We start from the raw sequence: 21,896 nt of genomic DNA on the forward strand, positions 1-21,896 counted from the left end.
GGGCGGGGCAAAAGGGCAGGGCGGAACGCGGCCGGACAACCCCTTACAGCGCGGCCAGCACCGCCATCAGCGCCGCGGCACCGCCGCCGTCCGCGGCGGCGCGCACCACACGGTCGGGCTGAACCCCCAGCGCCCGCACCGCGGCGGCGGTATCGTCGTCCGGCACCACGACCCGGCGCATCAGGGACAGCGCCCCCTGTTCCAGGTTGCGGTGAACCGCGGCCTCGTCGGCGGTCAACGCCGGATCGGCCCAGTGCAGCCGGTCGACCAGCGCGACGAAGCGCAGGCGGCGCTCGTCGGCCGGCAGGCTGGCGGCCAGATTGAACAGGGCGTTGCCGTCCAGCAGGACCGGTGCGCCATCGGGCAGCCGGGCCAGGGCGATGTCGGCCGCCAGGATCGCCGAGGGATCGACCTGCGGATAGGGGCCGGGCAGGGCGTGAACCGTCATGCCGGCCCCGGCGTCACGCAGCGCCCCGATCATGCGGCGGCCATAGGCGTCGGCGGGAAGCTCGGCCGGCATCACCGCATGGAGGGCGGCGGGCGGTTCTTGAGACGGCGGGGTCTGGATCGTCACGGGGCAAGGGCTCTGGATGAGGGGACGGTCGGGGCAGGCTAGCGGGATCGTTGCGCCTTCGGCAACGGTGTGGCGCGCGGGAATCGCTGGACAGGGGCGCGCCACCTGCGCTTTGCTTCGGCCGCCGAACGCACCATGTCCCGTTCTTGCGCCGAAACCGGCGCTCCCGCTACGCAAAGCCGCTGACGATGCAAGCCGAACACCCGACCGACACCACCACGACGGCCACCCTGTCCGCACCGGCGGCCTCCCCGGCGCCCATCGACGAGGCTGCCGTGCGCGCCGTCGACCGGGCGCTGGCCGCGTTGCGCCGTGGCGAGGTCGTGGCGATCGAGACCGCCGACGGCACCGTCGGCGCGGCGGTGTCGGTGGAATCGGTGGCGCTCGACGCGGTGGAACGGCTGAAGGCGCTGACCGGCGGCACGCCGCGGCTGGTGGTTACCCGCCGCCGGGCCGTGGTGCTGGGGCTTGCCTCCGCCGATGCGGCGCAGCCGGTGAGCGACATCGCCGGCGATCAGGCACCGGGGTCCTCCACCGAAAGCTTCGGCGCCATGGCGCTCGACCGGCCCGGCGGGCTGACCGCCGACCAGGCCCACGCGCTGGCCGATCCCGAACAGCACCCCCAGGCGCAGGGCGCGCTGCCTGCCGGATTGACCGTCGCTGACGCCCGTCCCGGCAGCCGCGAGGCCGCCGCCGTCGATCTCGCCCGTCTGGCCCGCCTGCTTCCCGCCGCCATCACCGCCGACCTGCCGTCTTCCGGCCCCGCGGCCGGCACCAGCGCCGCCGATTGGGCGGCGGAGCACGACCTGCTGCTGGTGCGTGCGTCGGACGTCGCCGATTACCGCGTCCATGTGGTGCGCACGCTCCGCCGCGTCGCTGACGCGCGGGTGCCTCTGGTGGGGTCAGAGAACACGCGGATCTATGCCTTCCGCCCGGCCGACGGCGGGCCGGAGCATCTGGCCATCGTCATCGGCGATCCCGATCCGGACCAGCCGGTGCTGGCCCGCCTGCATTCCGAATGCTTCACCGGCGACCTGCTGGGATCCCTGCGCTGCGACTGCGGCGACCAGCTGCGCGGCGCCATCGCCGAGATCGCCCGGCAGGGCAGCGGCGTGCTGCTGTATCTGGCGCAGGAGGGGCGCGGCATTGGGCTGGTCAACAAGCTGCGCGCCTACCGGATCCAGGACCGCGGTTTCGACACCGTGGACGCCAACGAGATCCTCGGCTTCGAAGCGGACGAGCGGGTCTATCTGCCGGCGGCGGAGATGCTGCGCCAGCTGGGCTTCTCCGCCGTGCGGCTGATGACCAACAATCCGGAAAAGCTGCGCCAGCTCGCCCGCTGCGGCATCGCGGTGGTGGAGCGGGTGGCCCATATCTTCCCCGCCAACGGCCACAACGAAGGCTATCTGCGCACCAAGGCGGAGCGCAGCGGCCACATGTTCTGAGCCATTGGTTCCGAGCCGGAATGGCGGGGCACGAATCGCCCCGCCGACCCGGCAGTTCTTGCCGCCATCCGCCATCGCCTCCGCCACTGGGAATCGGATTCCGGGTGCGGACCGCCCCGAACCTCCCGAATCGCGGGATTCCGGACCGGGAGGGGCAATTGCATTTGAAGTTCGTTCGCACGCGAAGCCCCTCTCCCCTTGCGGGGCGGGATCGGCCAAACGCCAACGGCGTTTTGCCGACCCGCGGGTGGGGGTGAGGGGTCGCGAATCGTTAATTTCCAACGGTCTGCGACCGGCTGCACCCCTCATCCCAACCCTTCTCCCACAAGGGGAGAAGGGCTTCCGGCAGCGCAACGCCGTCACTCGAATTCCCAAATGCGATAGCCCTGCCGGACCGGGCGGGATGGATCTGGTTGGCACGGGGATTGCTGTACCCTGCGGTGACCACCGAGCCGGGAGACCGCCCATGGCCATCGACGCCACCACCATCGACAGCAGCGCCGTCCATCGTCCGGCGCCGCGCGAAAAGGCGTCGCCGGTCATCGACGGCGGCCACAATGGCGGGTCGGTCGAAATCCAGGGCGACATGTCCTTCTGGGACTTCCTGGACATCATCAACCCGTTGCAGCACATCCCGATCGTCAGCACCGTCTATCGCGAGATCACCGGCGACACCATCCAGCCGTCCATGCGGGTCATGGGCGACATCCTGTATGGCGGCGTCATCGGCGGCATGGCGTCCATCGCCAACGCGGTGATCGAACAATCGACGGGCAAGGACGTCGGGGACACGGTCATGGCCTCGCTCGGCTTTGGGGGCGGTGACCATCCCGCCACCCCCACGGCCGTCGCGGACGCCTCGGGGGGGCCGGCCAAATCCGGCTCCCCCGCGGATCCGTCCGGTAAGCAGCCGTCCAAGGCCGCGGTGGGAGCACCGCCCGCAGGCGGTCTCGCCGCGGCACTGGCGGCGGCCAGCCCGCCCGCTCCATCGGCCGCTTCCGTTGCGAACTCCCCCATGGCGACCGGTCAGCCGGTCAGGCTCTCCGCTCCGGGCCCCGCTCCTGCGTCCGCCCCTGCCGCCGAGGCCTCGCCTGCGCTGGCGGCGCAGCTGGCGGGCGGCGGTGCGGTGCCGCATCCCAGCAAGATGCCGGCGCGCGATACGCCGCTCGCCAGTTCGGCCCTGGCCAAGCACAGCGTGCCCCGCAACGCCGCCCCGGTCCCCGGGTCGGTCATGGCCGCCGCGCGCGCCGCCGGTGCCGCTTCCGCCACTTCCAATCAGGCTGCGCCCGCCCAGCCCGCTACCGCCCAGCCCGCCAACGCCGCGCCGGGCGATGCCGCCGCTGGGCCGGCGCCGGTTCCGCCGGACATGCTGTCGGAAACGATGATGCGCAATCTGGCGAAGTATGAGCAGTCGCGCAAAGCGGCCCAGGGCGCCGCCAGCACCACGCGGGTATCGGGATGAGCATCGAGATCACCGTGACGCCGGAGGGCGGTCCGGAGTCGACCACCGGCCGCCTGCGCTGGCCCGGCGGCGATGTCGCCTGTGTGCTCGGCCGCGGCGGCGTGCGCGCCGACAAGCGGGAGGGCGACGGCGCCACCCCTGTCGGCCGCTTCGTGCTGCGCCGTGTCCTGTGGCGCGCCGACCGGCTGCCGCCGCCGGAAACCGGCCTGCCGCTCGGCGCCATCGCCGAGGAAGACGGCTGGTGCGACGCGCCGGAGGACACGGCCTACAACCGTCCGGTCACGCGCCCCTATCCCGCCAGCCACGAGGCGATGTGGCGGGACGATCATGTCTACGACGTCGTGGTGGTGATGGGGCACAACGACGACCCGGTCGTGCCGGGACTTGGCAGCGCCGTGTTCATGCACCTGATCCGGCCGGACCGGGCGCCGACCGCCGGCTGCGTCGCGCTGGCCCCCGAGGACATGCTGCGCCTGTTGAAGGACTGCGGGCCGGGCAGCGCGCTGAGCGTCGCCGCACCGGCGGGATGATGCGCCTGCCGGAGGACTGCGGGCCGTTATTCCGTGGGATAGGGGCGCGCGCCGAAGATCGCCGTGCCGACCCGCACATGGGTGGCACCGAACCGCACCGCAGTTTCGTAATCGCCGCTCATGCCCATGCTGATCTCGGCCAGTCCCAGCCGGCGCGCCATCTCCGCCAGCAGGGCGAAATGCATCGCCGGCTCCTCGTCCACCGGCGGGATGCACATCAGCCCGGTGACGGGCAGCCCCAGCCGGTCGCGGCAGTCGGCAAGGAAGGCTTCGACCTCGGCCGGGGCGATGCCGGCTTTCTGCGGCTCCTCGCCGGTGTTGACCTCGATGAGGCAGCGCGGGCGGCGGCCGGTCTTCGCCATCTCGTCGGCCAGTGCTTCGGCCAGCTTGGGGCGGTCCAGGGTCTGGATCACGTCGAACAGGGCGACGGCGTCCTTGACCTTGTTGGTCTGCAGCGGCCCGATCAGGTGCAGTTCCAGATCGGAAAAGCGCTCCTTCAGTGCCGGGAACTTGGCCTTGGCCTCCTGCACGCGGTTCTCGCCGAACACGCGCCGGCCGGCCGCCAGCGCTTCCTCCACCGCCTCGGCGGGGTGGGTCTTCGACACCGCGACCAGCGTCACCGTCTCCTCGCCGCGACCGCAGGCCGCAGCCGTTTCCGCAATGGCGCGGCGCACCGAGTCGAGACGGGCCGTCACGCTGTCGCCAATCGCGGAACCGCCTGTTTTGTCGCCGGTTTGCGTATCTTTGCCAGTGCCCTGCGTCGTCGTCATGGCCGCCCCCAATCCGGTCGCTGCGGGTGTACAGCGCTTCAGCGGCGTGTTAGCGGACGGTTCGCGGAAACGCAAGCGCCCCAAAGCGTCCGGATGGGGGCGCCGGCATCGTCATCGTCTGCACATCGAGGAGACCTCCGCATGCGGAGTCCGTTTCGTTCCCTGCTCTCCGCCAGCCTGCTTGCCGCCGCGGCCGTCTTGCCGGCAGCGCTGGGCGCCGGCCTGATTGCCGCCACCCCCGTCCGCGCCGAAGAACCCGCGAAACCCGCGCCGAAGGCCGCGGCCCCGGCGAAGCCCGCCGGCAAGCAGGGGAAGGCCAAGGTCATGGCGGGATCGCCGATGACCAAGGTCCGCTTCAGCGAGCCGGCCTATCCGCTGACCGACGACGGCTCCTATCGCAGCTATATGGACAAGATCCTGGACGAATATGGCCGCCGTTGCGTGCGCCAGGAGCAGTTCGGCTGGGAGATCGCCAAGGACGACCAGGAGCGGCTGGACTTCATCTTCCAGGGCACGATGGCCAACTATGGCCGCATCGGCTACCTGCTGGGTGAAATCCACCCCAAGGCCGTGACCGATCCCGAGATCGTCGCCTTCCTCGCCGACCGCGAGAAGTCGCGCTACCTGCTGGTCTGGACGCCGCTGGAATCGTCGGTGCTGTTCATGATGTGCGAGACCGCGGACAAGAACGCCAAGCCGGAGCAGCCCAAGTCCGCCCCGAAGAAGTGAGCGGCCTGAAAAACGCGAAGGCGGCGGATCGCTCCGCCGCCTTTTCCGTTTTCGGTCCGGAACCCGCCGCTCAGAAGGCGAAGCGGGTGTCCCACAGGATGATGTTGGCGTCGTTGTTCACGCCGCCGACCTTGTTGTCGAGATAGCTGTATTCCAGGCCCGTGGTCAGGCCGGGAGCAACGGTGTAGGTCACGCCGGCTTGCCAGACATGGGCGCGGGAATTCAGGCCGGAGAAGTTGCTGTCGATGCCCTGGGCGTCGGTGTAGTTGGCCGCCAGGATGACCGGGCCCATGGTGTAGTTGACGCCGACGATCCAGAGCTGCTGGTCGTCCACCCCGCGGGTGCCGGTGGCATAGCCGCTGTCGCCGCTGAAAGCGTAGCTGCCGCCGACCTTGAACCCGGCATAGGACAGGTTGGCGCCGACATGGACCGAGGACAGATCCTCAAGACCGCTGGCCGCCTTGGCGAACTGGTAGGCAGCGCTCGCCTCCACGCCGAAGCCGCTGAACTCGCCCTTGTAGGTGGCCTGGATTTCGGCCATGTCGTGGTAGGCGGTGCTGTTCTTGACGCGGTTCACGTCGGTGTTGCTGCTGCCGTAGGTCGGTGTGTAGGCGGCGCCGACCTGGAAGCCGGAGTAGCTCGGCGACAGGTAGATGATCTTTGAACTGGCGTCGCCCGACTCCAGCGTGCGCAGGCTGCCCAGCACATAGGGGGCGCCGTTTGCACTGGCGTAATAGTTCAGGTACTGGGCGTCCGGCGACCCTTCGATGCCCTCGACGTTCGGGCCGATGATGCCGTATTCGTCCGAAAGGCCGTTGATCACGCCGCCCTGGATGGTGCCGAAGCTGCCGTTCACGAAGATGAACGCACGGTCGTTGTCGGTGCTGCGGTTGTTGCCGGTGCCGCTGGCGGCGCGCAAGCGCAGGCGGGCGCCGTATTCCAGGCCGTTGTCGGCCTTGGCGGTCGGCGTGATGGTCAGGCGGAAGCGGTTGGCGAACTCGGTCTGGCGAAGGCTGGTGTCGTTGTCCTGGTCGACGTAGGCCCCCTGGAAGTAGGCGTCGCCACCCAGCAGGATGTCGAACTTCGACTGGGCCGAGGCCGTGCCGCAGCCGGCGGTGAGGGCAACGGCTGCGCAGCCGATCACGAGAGAGCGCTTCATGGATGTCATCCTTGGTGCATGCATCCCGGCGGTCCTGATTGCGATCCCGGGGGGCCAGCGGTGTCATTGCATCCCATGACTTAATCCCGCACCCATCAGACCGGCAAGTGGCAAAGAAACGGATAGTCATCGCATTCCGGATGCAGTTGCCAAGAAAGCACGGAATCCCGGATCATGTCGCTTCGGATGCTAAGGGACCGATGCTTTCCCGATGGTGACTTCATAGAATATCGCTGTAACCTCAGTCGAATGGGGTAATCAGCTTGGCGGAGAGCAGCGATGAGCCGGTCAAAAGCTGAAACAACTGGGGGAAGCGGAAGCTCTACTTTGACGGAAGTGCGGCCATGTTGCGGCACCTCGTCGTCCCGGCGGCGCACATGAAAAAGTCCGCCGGAGCGGACAAAAAAAGAGGCGGCGGATTTCTCCGCCGCCCTCGCGTTTGCTGCCAGGAAACCCGTCCCTTAGAAGGAGAAGCGGGTATCCCACAGAACGATGTTGGCGTCGTTGTTCACGCCGCCCGACTTGTTGTCGACGTAGCTGTATTCCAGGCCCGTGGTCAGGCCCGGGGCGACGGTGTAGGTCACGCCGGCCTGATAGATGTGGGCGCGGGCATAGTCGGACGCGGTGGCGGCGCCGGTGCCGACATTGGCACCCTTGGCGTCGGTATAGGTGGCGGCCAGGATGACCGGACCCAGGGTGTACTGCGCACCGACCAGCCAGATCTGGTTGTCGTCGACGCCGCGATGGCCCTTGGCATAGCCGCTGTCGCCGCTGAAGGCATAGCTGCCGCCGAGGGCGAAGGCACCGTAGGTCACGGTGGCGCCGGCATGCACCGACGACAGGTCTTCCAGACCGCTACGGGCTTCGGCGAACTGGTAGGCAACGCTGCCTTCCAGGCCGACGCCACCGAAGGCGCCCTTATAGTAGGCCTGGATTTCGCCCATGTCCTTGTAGGCCGAGCTGTCCTTGCGACGGTTCACGTCGGTGTTGCTGCTGCCGTAGGTCGGGGTGTAGGCGGCGGACAGCTTGAAGCCGGAGAAGCTCGGCGTCGAGTAGACGATCTTCGTGCTGGCGTCGCCCGACTCCAGGGCGCGCAGCGAGCCGGTCACGTACGGCAGCGAGGTCACGCCGTAGTAGGAGCCGTACCAGCCGTCCGGGCTGCCCGAAATGCCGTCCACGTTCGGACCGATCACGCCCGAGTCGTCCGACGGGCCGTTGACCACGCCGGCCTGGACCGAACCGAAGGTGCCGTTCACGAAGATGAACGCACGGTCCGAGTCGGTGGTGCGGGAGTTGCCGGTGCCGTTGGAGGCGCGCAGACGCAGGCGGGCGCCGTATTCCAGGCCGTTGTCGGCCTTGGCGGTCGGCGTGACGGTCAGGCGGAAGCGGTTGGCGAACTCGGTCTGGCGCAGGCCGTTGTCGTTGTCCTGGTCGACGTAGGCACCCTGGAAGAAGGCGTCGCCGCCCAGCAGGACGTCGAACTTGGACTGGGCCGAGGCGGTGCCGCAGCCGGCGGCGAGGGCAACGGCGGCGCAGCCGATGACGAGAGAGCGCTTCATGGATTGTCCATCCTTGTGCGTACGCCCCGTATGACCGGGAGCGCGCGGTTGTCTTTGTAGCTATGACTTAACCGCGCGCTGTTTCGGCCGGCAAGAGGCAAACTGCAGTGCTTCCACGCATCCGCAACACAGTTGCAACAAAAGCACACGGATAACCTACTGAAATATATAGAAAAATGCGATGCGCCAAATTTTTGGCGCATTTGCAGCCCTGAATTTGGGCGACTTGCCTGAACAATGCGCAACAAAAAAGGCGGTGACCGAAGCCACCGCCCTTCTTGACCGTTGCCGGACGTCCGATCAGAAGACCGATTAGAACGCCAGGATCGAGCGAACCAGCACGACGTTGCCCTTGTCGTCCGCCGCCGAAGCGTCGTTGTCCAGGTCGAAGTAGTCGTACTGAGCCTGCAGCGTCAGGCCCGGAGCGACGGTGTAGCCGACACCGATTTCGTAGACCTGCAACTCGCGGTCGCCGGTGGTGCCGAGCGAACCAGCGTCCTTGCCGTTCTTGTAGTTGGCACCGACAACGATCGGGCCGGTGGTGTACTGAGCGCCAACCGTCCAGTTGCGGGTGGTTTCGGTGAACACGCCGGTACGCTCGTTCTGGCCCGACTTGCCGTAGTCGATGTAGCTGCCGCCCAGAGTGAAGCCGGCGTAGCCGACGTTCGCGCCGAGCTGCCAGGCGTTCAGGTCCTTGTAGTTCGAACCGACGACATCGTCGACCGCACGGCCCCACATGTAGCCGGCGCTCGCCTTGACGGTCACGCCGCCGAAGGTGTTGTTGTAGTTCGCACCGACTTCCACCATGTCCTGGTAGATGCCGTTGGACGTGCCGGCCAGGGTGCCCGTCGGCTTGGAGCGGCTGATGTCGGTGTTGGAGCTGTCGTTACGCGGGGTATAGCTCGCGCCCAGCTGCAGGCCGGCCATGCGCGGCGAGAAGTAGACGATCTTGGTCGAGTTCGCGTCGGGAGCGATCGACGGGTTCAGGATGCTGTTACCGGTGACCGTGCCAGCGGTGCTGGAGGGCAGGTTGATCCAGGCGGTAACGTCGTCATAGGCACCGAGCTTCAGGTAATCCATCGACGCCGTGACATAGGTCTCGTCGTTGAAGGAGTTGCTGACGCCCATGCGGACCTGACCGAAGGTGCCCTGCGCGAAGATGTAAGCGCGGTCGGCATCGGTGGTGCGCGTGTTGCTGGCGCCGCTGTTGGCACGCAGACGCATGCGGGCACCGTACTCCAGGCCGTTGTCGGCCTTGGCGGACGGGATGATGTTGATGCGCATGCGGTTGCGGAATTCGGTCGAACGCAGGCCGGAGTCCACATCCTGATCGACGTAGCCGGCTTCGAAGTAGGCGTCGCCGCCGACCTTGACATCGAACTTGGCCTGGGCGTTGGCGGCGCCAGCGCCGAGGGCGAGAGCGGCGGCGGCAGCGCCGGCCAGCAGATAACGGTTCATGATTGTTGCCTCCATCCTGGCAGCAGATGTTTCAGCCTGGTTGACGTCCTGGCTGAGACTTTCGTACGCACCCCCGCCCTTGCCAGCAAGCGGCAAATCTCCGTGATTGCTGCATTGGGGGGACAGTGTGTCGCACGGAGCACACTAAGAGGGGCGCCTCCGGCCTGTCCGCCACAGTCGAGCCGGGCAGGGGTGGACTGTTGTCGTCCTGTTGTGACGGGGCGGGGCAAAGACGCATCCGCTGTTGCGTGGGGCCGTCCACTTATGGTCTGTTCACCGGCATTCCGCGCGTGACTCGCGCGCGGCAACCCCTTTTCTGAACCGGGTTCCCGACCATGCGCCGTTCGACCGCCCTTCGCCTTGTCCCTGTACTGCTCGCGGCTTCCGTCTCGATCGCCGGCTGCGCAAGCTGGGGCGGCAAGACCGAAACCGTCGAAGAGCAGATGAAGAACAAGGACTACAAGTTCGGCAGCCTGCTCGGCACCGATGGCGGCTTGAACCTGTTCGGCAAGAACAAGCGCGGCGGCGACCAGGACAGCGCTGGCGGCATCGGCGTCAACAGCTTCCTGTGGCGCGCCTCGCTCGACACGCTCTCCTTCATGCCGATCGCCTCTGCCGATCCGTTCGGCGGCGTGATCCTGACCGACTGGTACACCCCGCCCGATTCGCCGAACGAGCGCTTCAAGGTCAACCTCTACATCATGGACCGCCAGCTGCGTGCCGATGGTGTCCGGGTTTCGGTGTTCAAGCAGCAGCGCACGGGCAACGACTGGCGCGACATCAGCGTCGGTCCGGAGACCGCCGGCCAGCTGGAGGATGCGGTGCTGACCCGCGCCCGGCAGCTTCGCGTGTCGCAGAACGCCGCCACCCGCTGAGGCGGCGGCCTGCCCCCCGGGGGGTACCCCCCGGGCCTTCGAGCATCTGGTACAACGGAAAACGGCGTCGCGCTCATGTCGCGTTACAATGTCAAGGAAACCGAGGCGAAGTGGCAGGGCGTGTGGGACGGCAAGGGCTGTTTCACCGCACGCGAGGACGCTTCCCGGCCCAAATACTATGTGTTGGAGATGTTCCCCTATCCGTCGGGGCGCATCCACATGGGCCACGTCCGCAACTACACCATCGGCGACGTGATCGCGCGCTTCAAGCGCGCCAAGGGCTTCAACGTCCTGCACCCGATGGGCTGGGACGCCTTCGGCCTGCCGGCCGAGAACGCCGCGCTTGAGAAGAAGGTCCATCCCGCCGCCTGGACGCGCGAGAACATCGCGACCATGCGCGGGCAGCTGAAGACGATGGGCCTGTCCATCGACTGGGACCGCGAGATCGCCACCTGCGACGTGGAGTATTACCGCCACGAGCAGAAGATGTTCCTGGATTTCCTCAAGGCCGGCCTCGCCTATCGCAAGGAAAGCTGGGTGAACTGGGACCCGGTGGACAACACCGTTCTCGCCAACGAGCAGGTGATCGACGGCCGCGGCTGGCGCACCGGCGCGCTGGTGGAAAAGCGCAAGCTGTCGCAGTGGTTCCTGAAGATCACCGCCTATGCCGAAGACCTGCTGAAGGGCCTGGAGACGCTGGACCGCTGGCCCGAGCGCGTCCGCATCATGCAGGAGAACTGGATCGGCAAGTCCACCGGCGTCCGTTTCCGCTTCAAGATCAAGGGTCGCGAAGAGGAGCTGGAGGTCTTCACGACTAGGCCCGACACTCTGTTCGGCGCCTCCTTCGCCGCGATCTCCCCGAATCACCCGCTGGCGGCCGAGCTGGCCGCGTCCAGCCCGGAACTGGCCGAGTTCATTGCCGAGTGCAACCGGCTGGGCACCAGCGAGGAAGCGATCGAGACGGCGGAGAAGCGCGGCTTCGACACCGGGCTGAAGGTCGTGCATCCCTTCGATTCGTCGTGGGAACTGCCGGTCTATGTCGCCAACTTCGTGCTGATGGAATACGGCACCGGCGCGATCTTCGCCTGCCCGGCGCATGACCAGCGCGACCTGGATTTCGCCCGCAAGTACAACCTGCCGGTCCGTCCGGTGGTGATCCCGGCCGATGCCGATCCTGCAGCCTTCGAGGTCGGGACCGAGGCCTACACCGGCCCCGGCGTGCTGCGGAACTCCGCCTTCCTCGACGGACTCGACACCGAGTCGGCCAAGGAAGAGGCCGGCAAGCGGCTGGAGGCGGCAGGCCAGGGCGAGCGCACCACCCAGTACCGCCTGCGCGACTGGGGCGTGTCGCGCCAGCGCTATTGGGGCTGCCCGATCCCGGTGATCCACTGCGAGTCGTGTGGCATCGTTCCGGTTCCGGACGACCAGCTGCCGGTCGTGCTGCCGGAGGACGTGACCTTCGACAAGCCCGGCAACCCGCTGGCCCATCATCCGACCTGGAAGCACACCAACTGCCCGACCTGCGGCAAGCCGGCGCTGCGCGAGACGGACACCTTCGATACCTTTATCGAGTCGTCCTGGTATTTCGCCCGATTCTGCTCGCCGAAGACCGAGGATGCGGCCTTCAACCGCGAGGCGGTCGATTACTGGCTGGGTGTCGACCAGTATATCGGCGGCATCGAGCATGCGGTCCTGCACCTGCTCTACAGCCGCTTCTGGACGCGCGCCCTGAAGACCTGCGGCTACCTGAACCTGGACGAGCCGTTCACCGGCCTGTTCACCCAGGGCATGGTCAACCACGAGACCTACAAGGATGCCGGCACCGGCGCCTGGCTGGCCCCGACCGACCTGACCAGGAACGACAAGGGCGAGTGGGTCCGGGCCGACAGCGGCGCGCCGGTCACCGTTGGCCGCGTCGAGAAGATGTCGAAGTCCAAGAAGAACGTGGTGGATCCGGCGCACATCATCGGCACCTACGGCGCCGACGCCGCCCGCCTGTTCATGCTGTCCGACAGCCCGCCGGAACGCGATCTGGAATGGACCGAGGCCGGCATCGACGGCGCCTGGCGCTACATCAACCGCCTGTGGCGGATGGTGACCGAGGCGCCGGTGGAGCTGCCCGCCGCCGGCACGCCCACGCCTGAGTCGTTCGGTCCGAAGGCCGAAGCCGCCCGCCGTCTGGTCCACAAGACCATGGCCGGCGTGTCCGAGGATCTGGACAAGTTCCGCTTCAACAAGGCGGTCGCCCGCGTCCGCGAGCTGTCCAACGCGCTGGGCGAGCTGGACGGCAAGGGCGAGGGCGAGGCCTGGGTCCTGCGCGAGGGCTTCGAGTCGCTGGTCCGCCTCGTCGGTCCGATGATGCCGCATCTGGGTGAGGAGCTGTGGGCCCAGCTGGGCCACGCCACGCTGCTGGCCGACCAGCCCTGGCCGGAGGCCGACCCCGCCCTGGTGGTGGAGGACAGCGTCAAGGTCGCGGTCCAGGTCAACGGCAAGCTGCGCGCCACGCTGGAACTGCCGCGCGACATGGACAAGGATGCGGCGGAGCAGGCGGCGCTGGCCGATGCCAACGTCCAGCGTGCCATGGACGGCAAGCCGGCCCGCAAGGTCATCGTCGTCCCGAACCGGGTGATCAATGTCGTCGTCTGATCCCAGACAGTTCCGCCGGAGCCCGTTCCGGCAGACCATGGCACGGGGGCTGGTCGCCCTCGCGCTCGGTCTGTCCGCCATATCCCTCTCGGGCTGTGGTTTCCAGCCGCTCTATGGCGGCAAGGGCGTCGGGGCCGCGGCGGCGGACCGGCTGATGGAGGTCGACATCGCGTCGATCCCCGACCGGGAAGGGCAGAAGCTCCGCAACCTGCTGATCGACAACTTCTATCCGTCGGAGCGGCCGAGCAATCCGCGCTATCGGTTGGACGTGGCGTTGTCGGCCTCGGAGCAGAAGCTGGCCCTGCAGAAGGATGCCACCGCGGTGCGCGCCCAGCTGCTGGTCAACGCGCCCTATCGGCTGACCGACACCCGGACGGGGCAGGTGGTGTTCCAGTCCAGCTCCCGGTCGATGATCAGCTACAACACGCTGGAGCAGCATTACGCTGCCATCGTGACGGTGCAGAGCGCCTATGACCGGGCGCTGGAGGACATCTCCAACGACATCACCACCCGCGTCGCCATGTATCTCGGCCGCGGGTCCTGACCGGCGGGAGAGGTTCGGGTGAAGCTTCAGCCCAAGGCGATCGACGGTTTCCTGCGCAGCCCGGACCCCAAGGTCCGGGCGGTGCTGCTTTATGGCCCCGATTCGGGCCTCGTGCGCGACCGTGCCCAGACGCTGGGCAAGACGGTGGTCACGGACCTGTCCGATCCCTTTCGGGTTGCCGAGTTCCTCGGTCGCGCGCTGGCCGACGATCCGGCGCGGCTGGCGGACGAGGCTGCGGCGATCTCCTTCACCGGCGGCCGGCGCCTGATCCGCGTCCGTGACGCCGAGGACAACAGCACGGCCGCCTTCACCGCCTTCCTGGAAAACCTGCCGCCGGGCGACAGTCTCGTCGTCGTCGAGTCGGGCGATCTGTCGGCCCGTTCCAAGCTGCGGCTTCTGTTCGAAGGCGCCGACGGCGCCGCCGCCATTCCCTGCTATGTGGAGGAGGAGGCGTCGCTTGGCCGGGTCATCGCCGACATCCTGCACGGCCATGGCCTGACCGCCGATCCCGATGCGCTGAGCTTCCTGTCCGCCAACCTCGTCGGCGACCGCATGGTCGCCCGCGGCGAGGCGGAGAAGCTGGCGCTCTATATGGGCGAAGCGAAGCGCGTGCGGCTGGAGGATGCCCAGGCCTGCATCGGCGACAGCGCCGCCCTGTCGATGGACGAGCCAGTGTGGGCGGCGGCGGAGGGCGATTTCGCCACCCTCGACCGCTCGCTGGCGCGGCTCTTCGCCGAGGGCACCTCGCCGGTGCCGATCCTGCGCGGCGCCCAGCGCCATTTCCAGCGCCTGCAGCTGCTCTGCGCCCAGGTCGCCGCCGGCAAGTCGCCGGAGGCCGCCGTCGAGTCGCTGCGCCCGCCGGTCTTCTTCAAGCTGAAGACCCGGCTGGTCAGACAGGCCCGCCACTGGTCCCCCGGCCATGTCCGCCAGGCTCTGGAACGGCTGGTCGATGCCGAGGCCGACTGCAAGCGCACCAACATGCCGGACGAGACCCTGTGCGCCCGTGTGCTGTTCCAACTCGCCTCGCTGGGGGCGCGGCGCTGAAAGGGCGCTGACTTGACCATTGGGGCCGGCGCGCTATCTCGCGGGGCATGAGCGACGCCAGCTATACCGCGCCACCGCCCGCCCCCTTCCGGGTCCGCTGGTGGCAACCCCTGCTGTTCTGGGTCATCGTGAACGCCTGGGGCTTCGTCGAGCGTGGCGGCCAGCCCTTCGAAGGGCATCAGCCATCGCCGCTGCAGCCGCCGGGCTGGGCGTTTCCGGTGATGTGGTTCACGCTGAACGTCTTCCAGATCTGGGGTGACATCCGCCTGCTGGACCCGGCACGGCGCATCCGCGACCGCGGCCTGCTGATCGGGCTCCAGGCGGTGACCTGGGTGATATACGCCACTTTCAGCCTCGTCTACTTCACGCTGGGCAGTTCGATCCTCGCCGCGGCCTGGACGGTGTCCTTCTTCATCATCACGTCGATCTGCATCGCGCTGGTGGCGCGGGACGACCGCAGCATCGCGCTGATCTGGACGCCGCTGATCCTGTGGACCGGCTTTGCATCGGTCGTCGGCATCCACAACGCGCTCATCAACCCCGATCCGCTGTTCGGCACCCCAGCCCTCTGGGGATAATACCCGGATAAAAAGCTTGTGCCGAATATCACCCGGGTATAACCAGCCGGGAACGATGACGCTTGCGGCGAGGGTGGACATGGTTGGTAAAGAGGATCGCAAGGCTGCGGTGGCGGCTTACAAGGAGCGCAAGAGCGTGGTCGGCGTGTTCGCCGTGCGTTGTGCCGCTGCCGGTACGGTATGGGTGGGCGGCGCGCCGGATCTCGACAAGATCCAGAACCGCATCTGGTTCCAGTTGAAGATGGGCGGCTGTCCGCACCGCAGCCTGCAAGCGGCATGGAACGCCCATGGGTCCGAGTCACTGGCCTTCGAAATCGTCGAACGGCTGGAGGTCGAGGACCTCGCCTTCGCCCGCACCGCCGCGTTGAAGGCGCGGGTCGCCCATTGGGCCGCTGCACTGGCGGCGGAGGCGATCTGATACCAGCGGCTTTGAAGTGTGACTCGTCACGGTGGATTCCCTTTTGGTCCGCCCTGTGATTCGCTGCCAGCTCTCGGAAGGAGGCGGGTATGGCGGCGATTGCGATCACGCGGCTGGAGCTGAGTTCAGCGGAGTTGCGCCAGCGGGCGGTGCGTTTTGGCGATCCGGATGTAGCGCGGCGCCTTCTCGCCCTAGCTCTGGTTTTGGAGGGGCGATCTCGCGAGGACGCCGCGCGGTCTTGCGGGATGGATCGGCAAACGTTGCGGGATTGGGTTCACCGCTACAACGCCCAAGGCGTGGCGGGGCTGCGGGATCGTAAGGCACCGGGAGCCAAGCCGAAGCTGTCGGCGGAGCAGGAAGCGGAGGTGGCGTCCTGGGTCCGCTCCGGTCCGGACCTCGCCGAGGATGGCGTGGTTCGGTGGCGGCGGTGCGATCTGGCCCGCAAGATCGAGCGCCGGTTCGGCGTGGTGCTGGCCGAGCGCAGCGTTGGCGGGCTGTTGCGCCGTCTGGGGTTCCGTCGCCTGTCGGTGCGCCCCCAGCATCCTCAGCAGGATGGCGAGGCGCTCGAGGCTCACAAAAAAACTTTGCCGCTCTGGTTGCCGGCGCCCTCCCCGACACCGCCCGCGGCAAGCCGCTGGAGCTCTGGTGGCAGGACGAAGCCCGGGTCGGCCAGCAAGGGACCCTGACCCGGGTGTGGGCCGCCAAGGGCAGCCGGCCACGCGCGCCCCGCGACCAGCGCCATAGCTGGGCCTACCTGTTCGGCGCCGTCTGCCCGAGCCGTGGCGCCGCCGCGGCCTTGGTCCTGCCCAAGGCCAACGCCGCGGCAATGACCCTGCACCTGGCCGAGATCAGCGGCCAAGTGAGCGACCACCATGCGGTGCTCATCCTCGACGGCGCAGGCTGGCACCAGCCGGGCGACAAGCTGGTCGTGCCCGAAAACATCAGCCTTCTGCATCTGCCGCCCTATTGCCCGGAACTCAATCCGGTCGAAAACATCTGGCAGTTCCTGCGACAGAACCACCTCAGCCATCGCGTCTTCGATTCCTATGCCGCCATCGTCGAGGCCTGCTGCGAGGCGTGGAACGCTCTCGCCCAGGCACCCGAAATCATTCGCTCAATCGCCTCACGCTCGTGGGCAGCGGTCAATGTCTAAAGCCGCTGGTATGAGAGCGGAGGCTCAGCCGCGGTAATCGTGAACCCGGCCGGTGAAGTCGGTCACGCGATAGCTACCATCGCGCTGTTCTTCGATCCACGCGGGGGCGGCGGGTGCCTTGCCATGGCCGCCGGGGATGTCGAGGACATAGGTGGGCTGGCACAGGCCGGACAGCCGCCCCCGCAGTCCGGTCACCAGCGCCTGCCCCTCGGCCAGGGTCGGGCGGAAATGGCTGGTTCCGGCGGCAAGGTCGGGGTGGTGCAGGTAATAGGGCTTCACGCGGTTGCGCACCATGCCGCGGAACAGCGCCTCCAGCGCCGCATGGCTGTCGTTGATTCCCTTCAGCAGCACGGTTTGGCCGACCAGCGGGATGCCGGCCTCCACCAGTCGGGCAAGCGCCGCCCGCACCGGCGGGGTCAACTCGTCGGCGTGGTTGATGTGGACGGCGACCCATGTGGCGAGGTCGGGGGCGGTCAGCGCCTCGACCAGTTCGGGGGTGATGCGGTCGGGATCGGCGGCGGGGATGCGGCTGTGCAGGCGGACGATGCCGACATGGGGCATGTCCGACAGCGCCTGCACGATCCCGCGCAGCCGGCGCGGCGACAGCAGCAGCGGGTCGCCGCCGGTGACGACGACCTCCCACACCTCCTGGTGATCGCGGATATAGGCGAGTGCCGAATCCAACTCGTCGGCGGTCAGCGCCTCTCCGCCCGGACCGACCATCTCGCGGCGGAAGCAGAAGCGGCAATAGACCGCGCAGGCATGGAGCGGCTTCAGCAGCGCCCGGTCCGGGTAGCGGTGAACGATGCCCTTCACGGGACTGCGCGCCCCGTCGCCGATGGGGTCCTCCAGCTCTTCCGGCGTGCTGTACGCCTCGGCGGGGGAGGGGACGTACTGGGCATAGAGCGGGTCCTGCGGATCCGTCCGTCCGGCCAGTGTATCGCGCAGGTACGGGGTCAGCGCCACGGCATAGCGGTCGGCGACCGTACGCACGGCCTCGCCGGCCTCCGGCGTCATCAGCCCGGCGGCCACCAGATCGGAAACGCTGTGCAGGGCCTTCATCGCTCTTTCCCGTCTCGACGGAATGGGTCATGTAGGAAAGCGACCGCTCTTACTCCTGCGAGACCCATGCTGTCGACTCTTCCCCGCCTGATCGGCCATCGCGGCGCCAAGGAAAATGCGCCGGAAAACACGCTCGCCTCGATCCGGGAGGCCGCCCGCCAGGGCGCCCGCTGGGTCGAGGTGGATGTCATGCTGACCCGCGACCAGTGCCCGGTGCTGATCCATGACGACACGCTGGACCGCACCACCACCGGCACCGGCCCGGTTCCGCTCATGGATCTGGCGGACCTGCAGCAACTCGACGCCGGACGCTGGTTCGATGCCGGTTTCGTCGGCGAACGGGTGCCGACGCTGGAAGAGGCGGTGGCGCTGATCCGCGACCTCGGCCTCGGCCTGAACCTGGAGATCAAGCCCTATCCGGGGCAGGAGGAGATCACGGCGGAAGTGGCGCTGAACAGCCTGCGTCCGCTCTGGCCGTCCGACCGGCCGCTTCTGCTGTCCAGCTTCGAGGTGCCCTGCCTGGAGGTTGCGCAGCGGCTGTGGCCGGAAATCCCGCGCGGCTACCTGCTGTGGGATCCGCCGGCCGACTGGGCGGCCATCGCCGACCGCATCGGGGCGGCGACCCTGAATGTCGACCAGAAACGCCAGACGGCCGACAGTGTGGCGGAATACCGCGCCACCGGACGGCCGGTGCTGAGCTATACCGTCAACGACGCCGGCCGGGCGCGAACGCTGTTCGGCTGGGGCGTGTCTGCTGTCTTCACCGACGCACCGGGCCGGCTGGCGCGGGAGTTGGGTGCGGACGCCTGACGGTACATGTCTCAGGGGCATGTCCGACGATGTGCCGGAGGAGCGGTCGACACGCTGACGCTTCCGTTCGCAACTGCGGCAAATCGTGAACGTTTTTTGCGCGAGGGGCTGAATCCGCTCGTAGGGCGGGCCAATTCCTCATATATAGAACCGCGTTGGCGATCCCGCCGGAACCCACGTGGATTCCGGCGGAGCTTTTCGTCGTCTGGTTGTTCGCCGCTTTTGATCCGGTGTCCCACAGGGCGCCACGTTCGGTCTTTGGAGGGTTCGTTGAAGGCGTTGAAGCCGTTGCAGATGTCCGGCCGGGAGGTTTTGCCGCTCGTCGAGGGTGGCAAGGGTATTGCCGTATCCAACGGCGAAAGCTCCGGCGCCTGGGCGGCAGCCGGCGGGATTGGCACCTTTTCGGGTGTCAACGCCGACAGCTACGATGAGAACGGCAACCTTCTGCCGCAGATCTACAAGGGCAAGACCCGGCGCGAGCGCCACAACGAGCTGATCGCCTTCGGCATCGAGGGCGGCATCGCCCAGGCGCGCATCGCCCACGAGACGTCGAACGGCCAGGGCCGTATCCACATGAACGTCCTGTGGGAAATGGGCGGGGCGGAGCACATCCTGCACGGCGTGCTGGAAGGCTCGCAGGGCCTGATCCACGGCGTCACCTGCGGCGCCGGCATGCCCTACAAGGTTGCCGAGATCGCGGTGCGCTACGGCGTCCATTACTACCCGATCGTGTCGTCGGCCCGCGCCTTCCGCGCGCTGTGGCTGCGCGCCTATCACAAGTTCCGCGAGCATCTGGGCGGCGTGGTCTACGAGGATCCGTGGCTGGCCGGCGGCCATAACGGCCTGTCCAACTCCGAAGACCCGCAGAAGCCGGAGGATCCGTTCCCCCGCGTCCTGGCCCTGCGCCAGATGATGAACAGCTTCGGGCTGAACGACACCCCCATCGTGATGGCGGGCGGCGTCTGGTGGCTGTCGGAGTGGGAGGACTGGATCGACAACCCCGACCTGGGGCCGGTCGCCTTCCAGTTCGGCACCCGTCCGCTGCTGACCCAGGAGAGCCCGATCTCCATGGCGTGGAAGCGCAAGCTGGTCGCGCTTCAGCCGGGCGACGTCTTCCTGAACCGCTTCTCCCCGACCGGCTTCTATTCGTCGGCGGTGAAGAACCCCTTCCTGCTGGACCTGATGGCCCGGTCGGAGCGCCAGATCGCCTATCTGTCCAAGCCGGTGGGCGAACATTCGGCCGAATTCCCGGTCGGTCCGCGCGGCCGCCCGGTCTATGTGACCGAAAGCGACAAGCAGCGCGCCGAAGGCTGGCTGTCCCAGGGCTTCACCACCGCGCTGAAGACGCCGGACAGCACGCTGGTCTTCGTCACCCCCCAGCAGTCGGAAAAGATCCTGCACGATCAGGTCGACTGCATGGGCTGCCTGTCGGCCTGCGGCTTCTCCAACTGGGCGCAGAACGAGGAAGGGACGACGGGCAAGCGCGCCGATCCGCGCTCCTTCTGCATCCAGAAGACGCTCCAGGCGGTCAGCCACACCGACGACTGCGAGAACCAGCTGATGTTCGCGGGGCACAACGCTTACCGCTTCGCCAGCGATCCCTATTACAATGACGGCTTCATCCCGACGGTGAAGCAGCTCGTGGAGCGGATCGCCACCGGCTACTGACCGGCAGGGATCCCTGATCGACAGGGCCGCCGGCGGGTGACTGCCGGCGGCCTTTGCATTGGACCGATCCGGCTGACGCCTTTCTGGTTGACGTCGGTGCGACAATAACTTGCGCCGTCTTTCCGAATGGTTTTACAGTTGAACGGTCTGCGGCCTTGTGCCGCGGTCCTGTCCCGGACCTTCGTGTCCGCCCCTGTGTCGACCGTACGGGTGCCTCGCCCATGATGACCGCCGAACGCCCTTTCAAGCGAGCCCTCGACCGGCTGAACGGCGTCGGGCTGCGCCCGACCCGCCAGCGCCTCGGCTTGGCCCGGCTGCTGTTCGAAGGCTGCGACCGGCACGTCACCGCGGAGCAACTGCATGGCGAGGCGCTGGCCGCCGACCTGCCGGTGTCGCTGGCGACCGTCTACAACACGCTGAACCAGTTCACCTCCGCTGGTCTGCTGCGCGAGGTGGTGGTGGAGGCCGGCAAGTCCTATTTCGACACCAACACCAGCGACCACCATCATTTCTTCGTCGAATCCACCGGCCGGCTCGAGGATATTCCCGCAGATCGTCTGATGGTGCGGAACCTGCCCACCGCGCCGGCCGGCACCCGCGTCGCCCGTGTCGACGTGATCGTCCGCCTGATCGAGGACGACGGTACGGCCTGATCCCGCCCCGCCGTTAAGCGCCTATCGACCTTCAGCGCTCGCCGTCCGGCACGCTCGGACTGGCGGGGCGGTCGACGAAGGGCCAGCGCATATAGGCGAAGACCCACACGGCCACGACGTTCAGGTACGGGAACAGCAGCAGCAGGATCCACAAGGGGCTGCGCCCGGCTTTCGCCAGCACCCAGCCGCCGGCGATCAGCGTATAGGTCGTGACGATCGACCCGATCAGCAGTTCCCAGAAGCCCAGATGGATGATGGTGTCCGTCATGCGGTCCTCCGCGCCTTGACCTTGCGGGCTTCGCGCACCGGCAGAACCGGCCAGCGGCTGTGCGCCATCACGCCGATTGCGACCACATGGCCCAGCGGCAGCAGCGCGAACAACGCCCACAACGGCGAGAAGCCCGCGCGGCGCAGGATGCGTGCCATCGGCCAGACGATGGCGACCTGGAACAGCATAAGCCCCAGAAGCGGGCTGTTGACGTAATCCTCAAGCATGCCGGCCCGGATCCTCCTCCCCATGGTTGAGGGGCAGAGAAGCGCGGGCCGTCGGCTTTGTCGAGCCAAACTTTTCCAGCACCGGCTTTCCGGCATCGCCCGCCGCCCCACAAGTTCCCTCCCCCATCGGGAGTGCACGAGCGTGAAATCACCCGGTAGGGCATGCTACAGTTCGTCGCGTCCGGCCGAACCGGCTTGACGTTCTCTGGAATTCAGCTGCGGCGGACTCTTGCCTTTGACGGATTTCTCCGAACCGGCCGGTGC

Annotated in this window: 22 protein-coding genes; 14 read left to right on the forward strand and 8 right to left on the reverse strand. The window is 67.6% G+C overall.

The features are described from left to right. Window positions 1-43: 43 nt before the first annotated feature. Entirely contained in the window at window positions 44-574 is a 531-nt protein-coding gene (locus AZOLI_RS00245) for a hypothetical protein (RefSeq protein ID WP_014246553.1), read from the reverse strand. A 188-nt stretch (window positions 575-762) separates the two neighbouring features. On the opposite strand from AZOLI_RS00245, the gene ribA reads away from it, so the two are divergent. From ribA to AZOLI_RS00260, 3 genes are all read left to right on the forward strand, one after another. Continuing rightward, window positions 763-2,019 carry a GTP cyclohydrolase II gene (ribA, locus tag AZOLI_RS00250; RefSeq protein WP_014246554.1) on the forward strand — a complete coding sequence of 419 codons (1,257 nt, stop codon included), beginning with the start codon at window positions 763-765 and terminating at the stop codon, window positions 2,017-2,019. 466 nt (window positions 2,020-2,485) lie between these two features. Continuing rightward, complete coding sequence (locus AZOLI_RS00255) at window positions 2,486-3,481, forward strand: hypothetical protein (RefSeq protein WP_014246555.1); 996 nt, start codon at window positions 2,486-2,488, stop codon at window positions 3,479-3,481. Further along, window positions 3,478-4,011, forward strand: a complete 534-nt coding sequence (locus AZOLI_RS00260; protein ID WP_014246556.1) for a L,D-transpeptidase family protein — start codon at window positions 3,478-3,480, stop codon at window positions 4,009-4,011. Before AZOLI_RS00255 ends, AZOLI_RS00260 begins: the two co-directional genes overlap by 4 nt. A gap of 26 nt (window positions 4,012-4,037) precedes the next feature. On the opposite strand, the gene AZOLI_RS00265 is transcribed toward AZOLI_RS00260, so the two are convergent. Further along, complete coding sequence (locus tag AZOLI_RS00265) at window positions 4,038-4,781, reverse strand: YggS family pyridoxal phosphate-dependent enzyme (protein ID WP_014246557.1); 744 nt, start codon at window positions 4,779-4,781, stop codon at window positions 4,038-4,040. Between the two features lie 141 nt (window positions 4,782-4,922). On the opposite strand from AZOLI_RS00265, the gene AZOLI_RS00270 reads away from it, so the two are divergent. Further along, complete coding sequence (locus AZOLI_RS00270) at window positions 4,923-5,510, forward strand: hypothetical protein (protein WP_014246558.1); 588 nt, start codon at window positions 4,923-4,925, stop codon at window positions 5,508-5,510. Window positions 5,511-5,580: 70 nt separating this feature from the next. Here the strand turns inward: AZOLI_RS00270 and AZOLI_RS00275 are convergent, their stop codons facing one another. From AZOLI_RS00275 to AZOLI_RS00285, 3 genes are all read right to left on the reverse strand, one after another. After that, on the reverse strand, window positions 5,581-6,669 hold the full coding sequence (locus tag AZOLI_RS00275) for a porin (protein ID WP_014246559.1): 1,089 nt from the start codon (window positions 6,667-6,669) through the stop codon (window positions 5,581-5,583). A 461-nt stretch (window positions 6,670-7,130) separates the two neighbouring features. After that, a complete protein-coding gene (locus tag AZOLI_RS00280; RefSeq protein ID WP_014246560.1) occupies window positions 7,131-8,228 on the reverse strand; it encodes a porin in 1,098 nt (365 codons plus the stop codon). 312 nt (window positions 8,229-8,540) lie between these two features. After that, window positions 8,541-9,701 (reverse strand): porin, encoded by a 1,161-nt coding sequence (locus AZOLI_RS00285; protein ID WP_244442494.1) that lies wholly within the window; start codon window positions 9,699-9,701, stop codon window positions 8,541-8,543. 320 nt (window positions 9,702-10,021) lie between these two features. Between AZOLI_RS00285 and AZOLI_RS00290 the strand changes: the two genes are divergently transcribed. The 7 genes from AZOLI_RS00290 to AZOLI_RS30860 all read left to right on the forward strand — a co-directional run bounded on the left by AZOLI_RS00290 (window position 10,022) and on the right by AZOLI_RS30860 (window position 16,944). Next, a complete protein-coding gene (locus AZOLI_RS00290; protein ID WP_014246562.1) occupies window positions 10,022-10,561 on the forward strand; it encodes a DUF3576 domain-containing protein in 540 nt (179 codons plus the stop codon). Window positions 10,562-10,636: 75 nt separating this feature from the next. Next, window positions 10,637-13,207, forward strand: coding sequence for a leucine--tRNA ligase (gene leuS / locus AZOLI_RS00295; RefSeq protein ID WP_014246563.1), 2,571 nt, complete (start codon window positions 10,637-10,639; stop codon window positions 13,205-13,207). A 37-nt stretch (window positions 13,208-13,244) separates the two neighbouring features. Continuing rightward, window positions 13,245-13,751 (forward strand): LPS assembly lipoprotein LptE, encoded by a 507-nt coding sequence (lptE, locus tag AZOLI_RS00300; protein WP_014246564.1) that lies wholly within the window; start codon window positions 13,245-13,247, stop codon window positions 13,749-13,751. 18 nt (window positions 13,752-13,769) lie between these two features. Then, complete coding sequence (holA, locus tag AZOLI_RS00305; protein ID WP_014246565.1) at window positions 13,770-14,795, forward strand: DNA polymerase III subunit delta; 1,026 nt, start codon at window positions 13,770-13,772, stop codon at window positions 14,793-14,795. 47 nt (window positions 14,796-14,842) lie between these two features. Next, a complete protein-coding gene (locus AZOLI_RS00310; RefSeq protein WP_014246566.1) occupies window positions 14,843-15,373 on the forward strand; it encodes a tryptophan-rich sensory protein in 531 nt (176 codons plus the stop codon). Between the two features lie 79 nt (window positions 15,374-15,452). Then, entirely contained in the window at window positions 15,453-15,791 is a 339-nt protein-coding gene (locus AZOLI_RS00315) for a GIY-YIG nuclease family protein (protein WP_044549353.1), read from the forward strand. 89 nt (window positions 15,792-15,880) lie between these two features. Next, window positions 15,881-16,944, forward strand: a protein-coding gene (locus AZOLI_RS30860) for an IS630-like element ISAli3 family transposase (protein ID WP_085938452.1) whose coding sequence is annotated in 2 segments (ribosomal slippage) — window positions 15,881-16,367 and window positions 16,367-16,944 — 1,065 coding nt in all. Because the reading frame shifts where the segments join, the coding sequence is not laid out codon by codon here. Window positions 16,945-16,968: 24 nt separating this feature from the next. On the opposite strand, the gene AZOLI_RS00330 is transcribed toward AZOLI_RS30860, so the two are convergent. After that, window positions 16,969-18,006 (reverse strand): lysine-2,3-aminomutase-like protein, encoded by a 1,038-nt coding sequence (locus AZOLI_RS00330; protein ID WP_014246568.1) that lies wholly within the window; start codon window positions 18,004-18,006, stop codon window positions 16,969-16,971. A gap of 66 nt (window positions 18,007-18,072) precedes the next feature. On the opposite strand from AZOLI_RS00330, the gene AZOLI_RS00335 reads away from it, so the two are divergent. The 3 genes from AZOLI_RS00335 to irrA all read left to right on the forward strand — a co-directional run bounded on the left by AZOLI_RS00335 (window position 18,073) and on the right by irrA (window position 21,137). Further along, window positions 18,073-18,816, forward strand: coding sequence for a glycerophosphoryl diester phosphodiesterase (locus AZOLI_RS00335; protein ID WP_014246569.1), 744 nt, complete (start codon window positions 18,073-18,075; stop codon window positions 18,814-18,816). A 270-nt stretch (window positions 18,817-19,086) separates the two neighbouring features. Continuing rightward, window positions 19,087-20,484: an NAD(P)H-dependent flavin oxidoreductase gene (locus AZOLI_RS00340; protein WP_044549367.1), complete on the forward strand. Its 1,398-nt coding sequence runs from the start codon at window positions 19,087-19,089 to the stop codon at window positions 20,482-20,484. Window positions 20,485-20,705: 221 nt separating this feature from the next. Continuing rightward, window positions 20,706-21,137: an iron response transcriptional regulator IrrA gene (gene irrA / locus AZOLI_RS00345; protein ID WP_014246571.1), complete on the forward strand. Its 432-nt coding sequence runs from the start codon at window positions 20,706-20,708 to the stop codon at window positions 21,135-21,137. A gap of 31 nt (window positions 21,138-21,168) precedes the next feature. Here the strand turns inward: irrA and AZOLI_RS00350 are convergent, their stop codons facing one another. After that, the gene (locus AZOLI_RS00350) at window positions 21,169-21,405 is read right to left on the reverse strand and encodes a hypothetical protein (protein WP_014246572.1); all 237 of its coding nucleotides are present in this window, start codon (window positions 21,403-21,405) and stop codon (window positions 21,169-21,171) included. Next, complete coding sequence (locus AZOLI_RS00355) at window positions 21,402-21,632, reverse strand: hypothetical protein (protein WP_014246573.1); 231 nt, start codon at window positions 21,630-21,632, stop codon at window positions 21,402-21,404. Before AZOLI_RS00355 ends, AZOLI_RS00350 begins: the two co-directional genes overlap by 4 nt. Window positions 21,633-21,896: the final 264 nt, after the last annotated feature.

This window comes from Azospirillum lipoferum 4B (assembly GCF_000283655.1).
GTDB classification, from domain to species: domain Bacteria; phylum Pseudomonadota; class Alphaproteobacteria; order Azospirillales; family Azospirillaceae; genus Azospirillum; species Azospirillum lipoferum_C.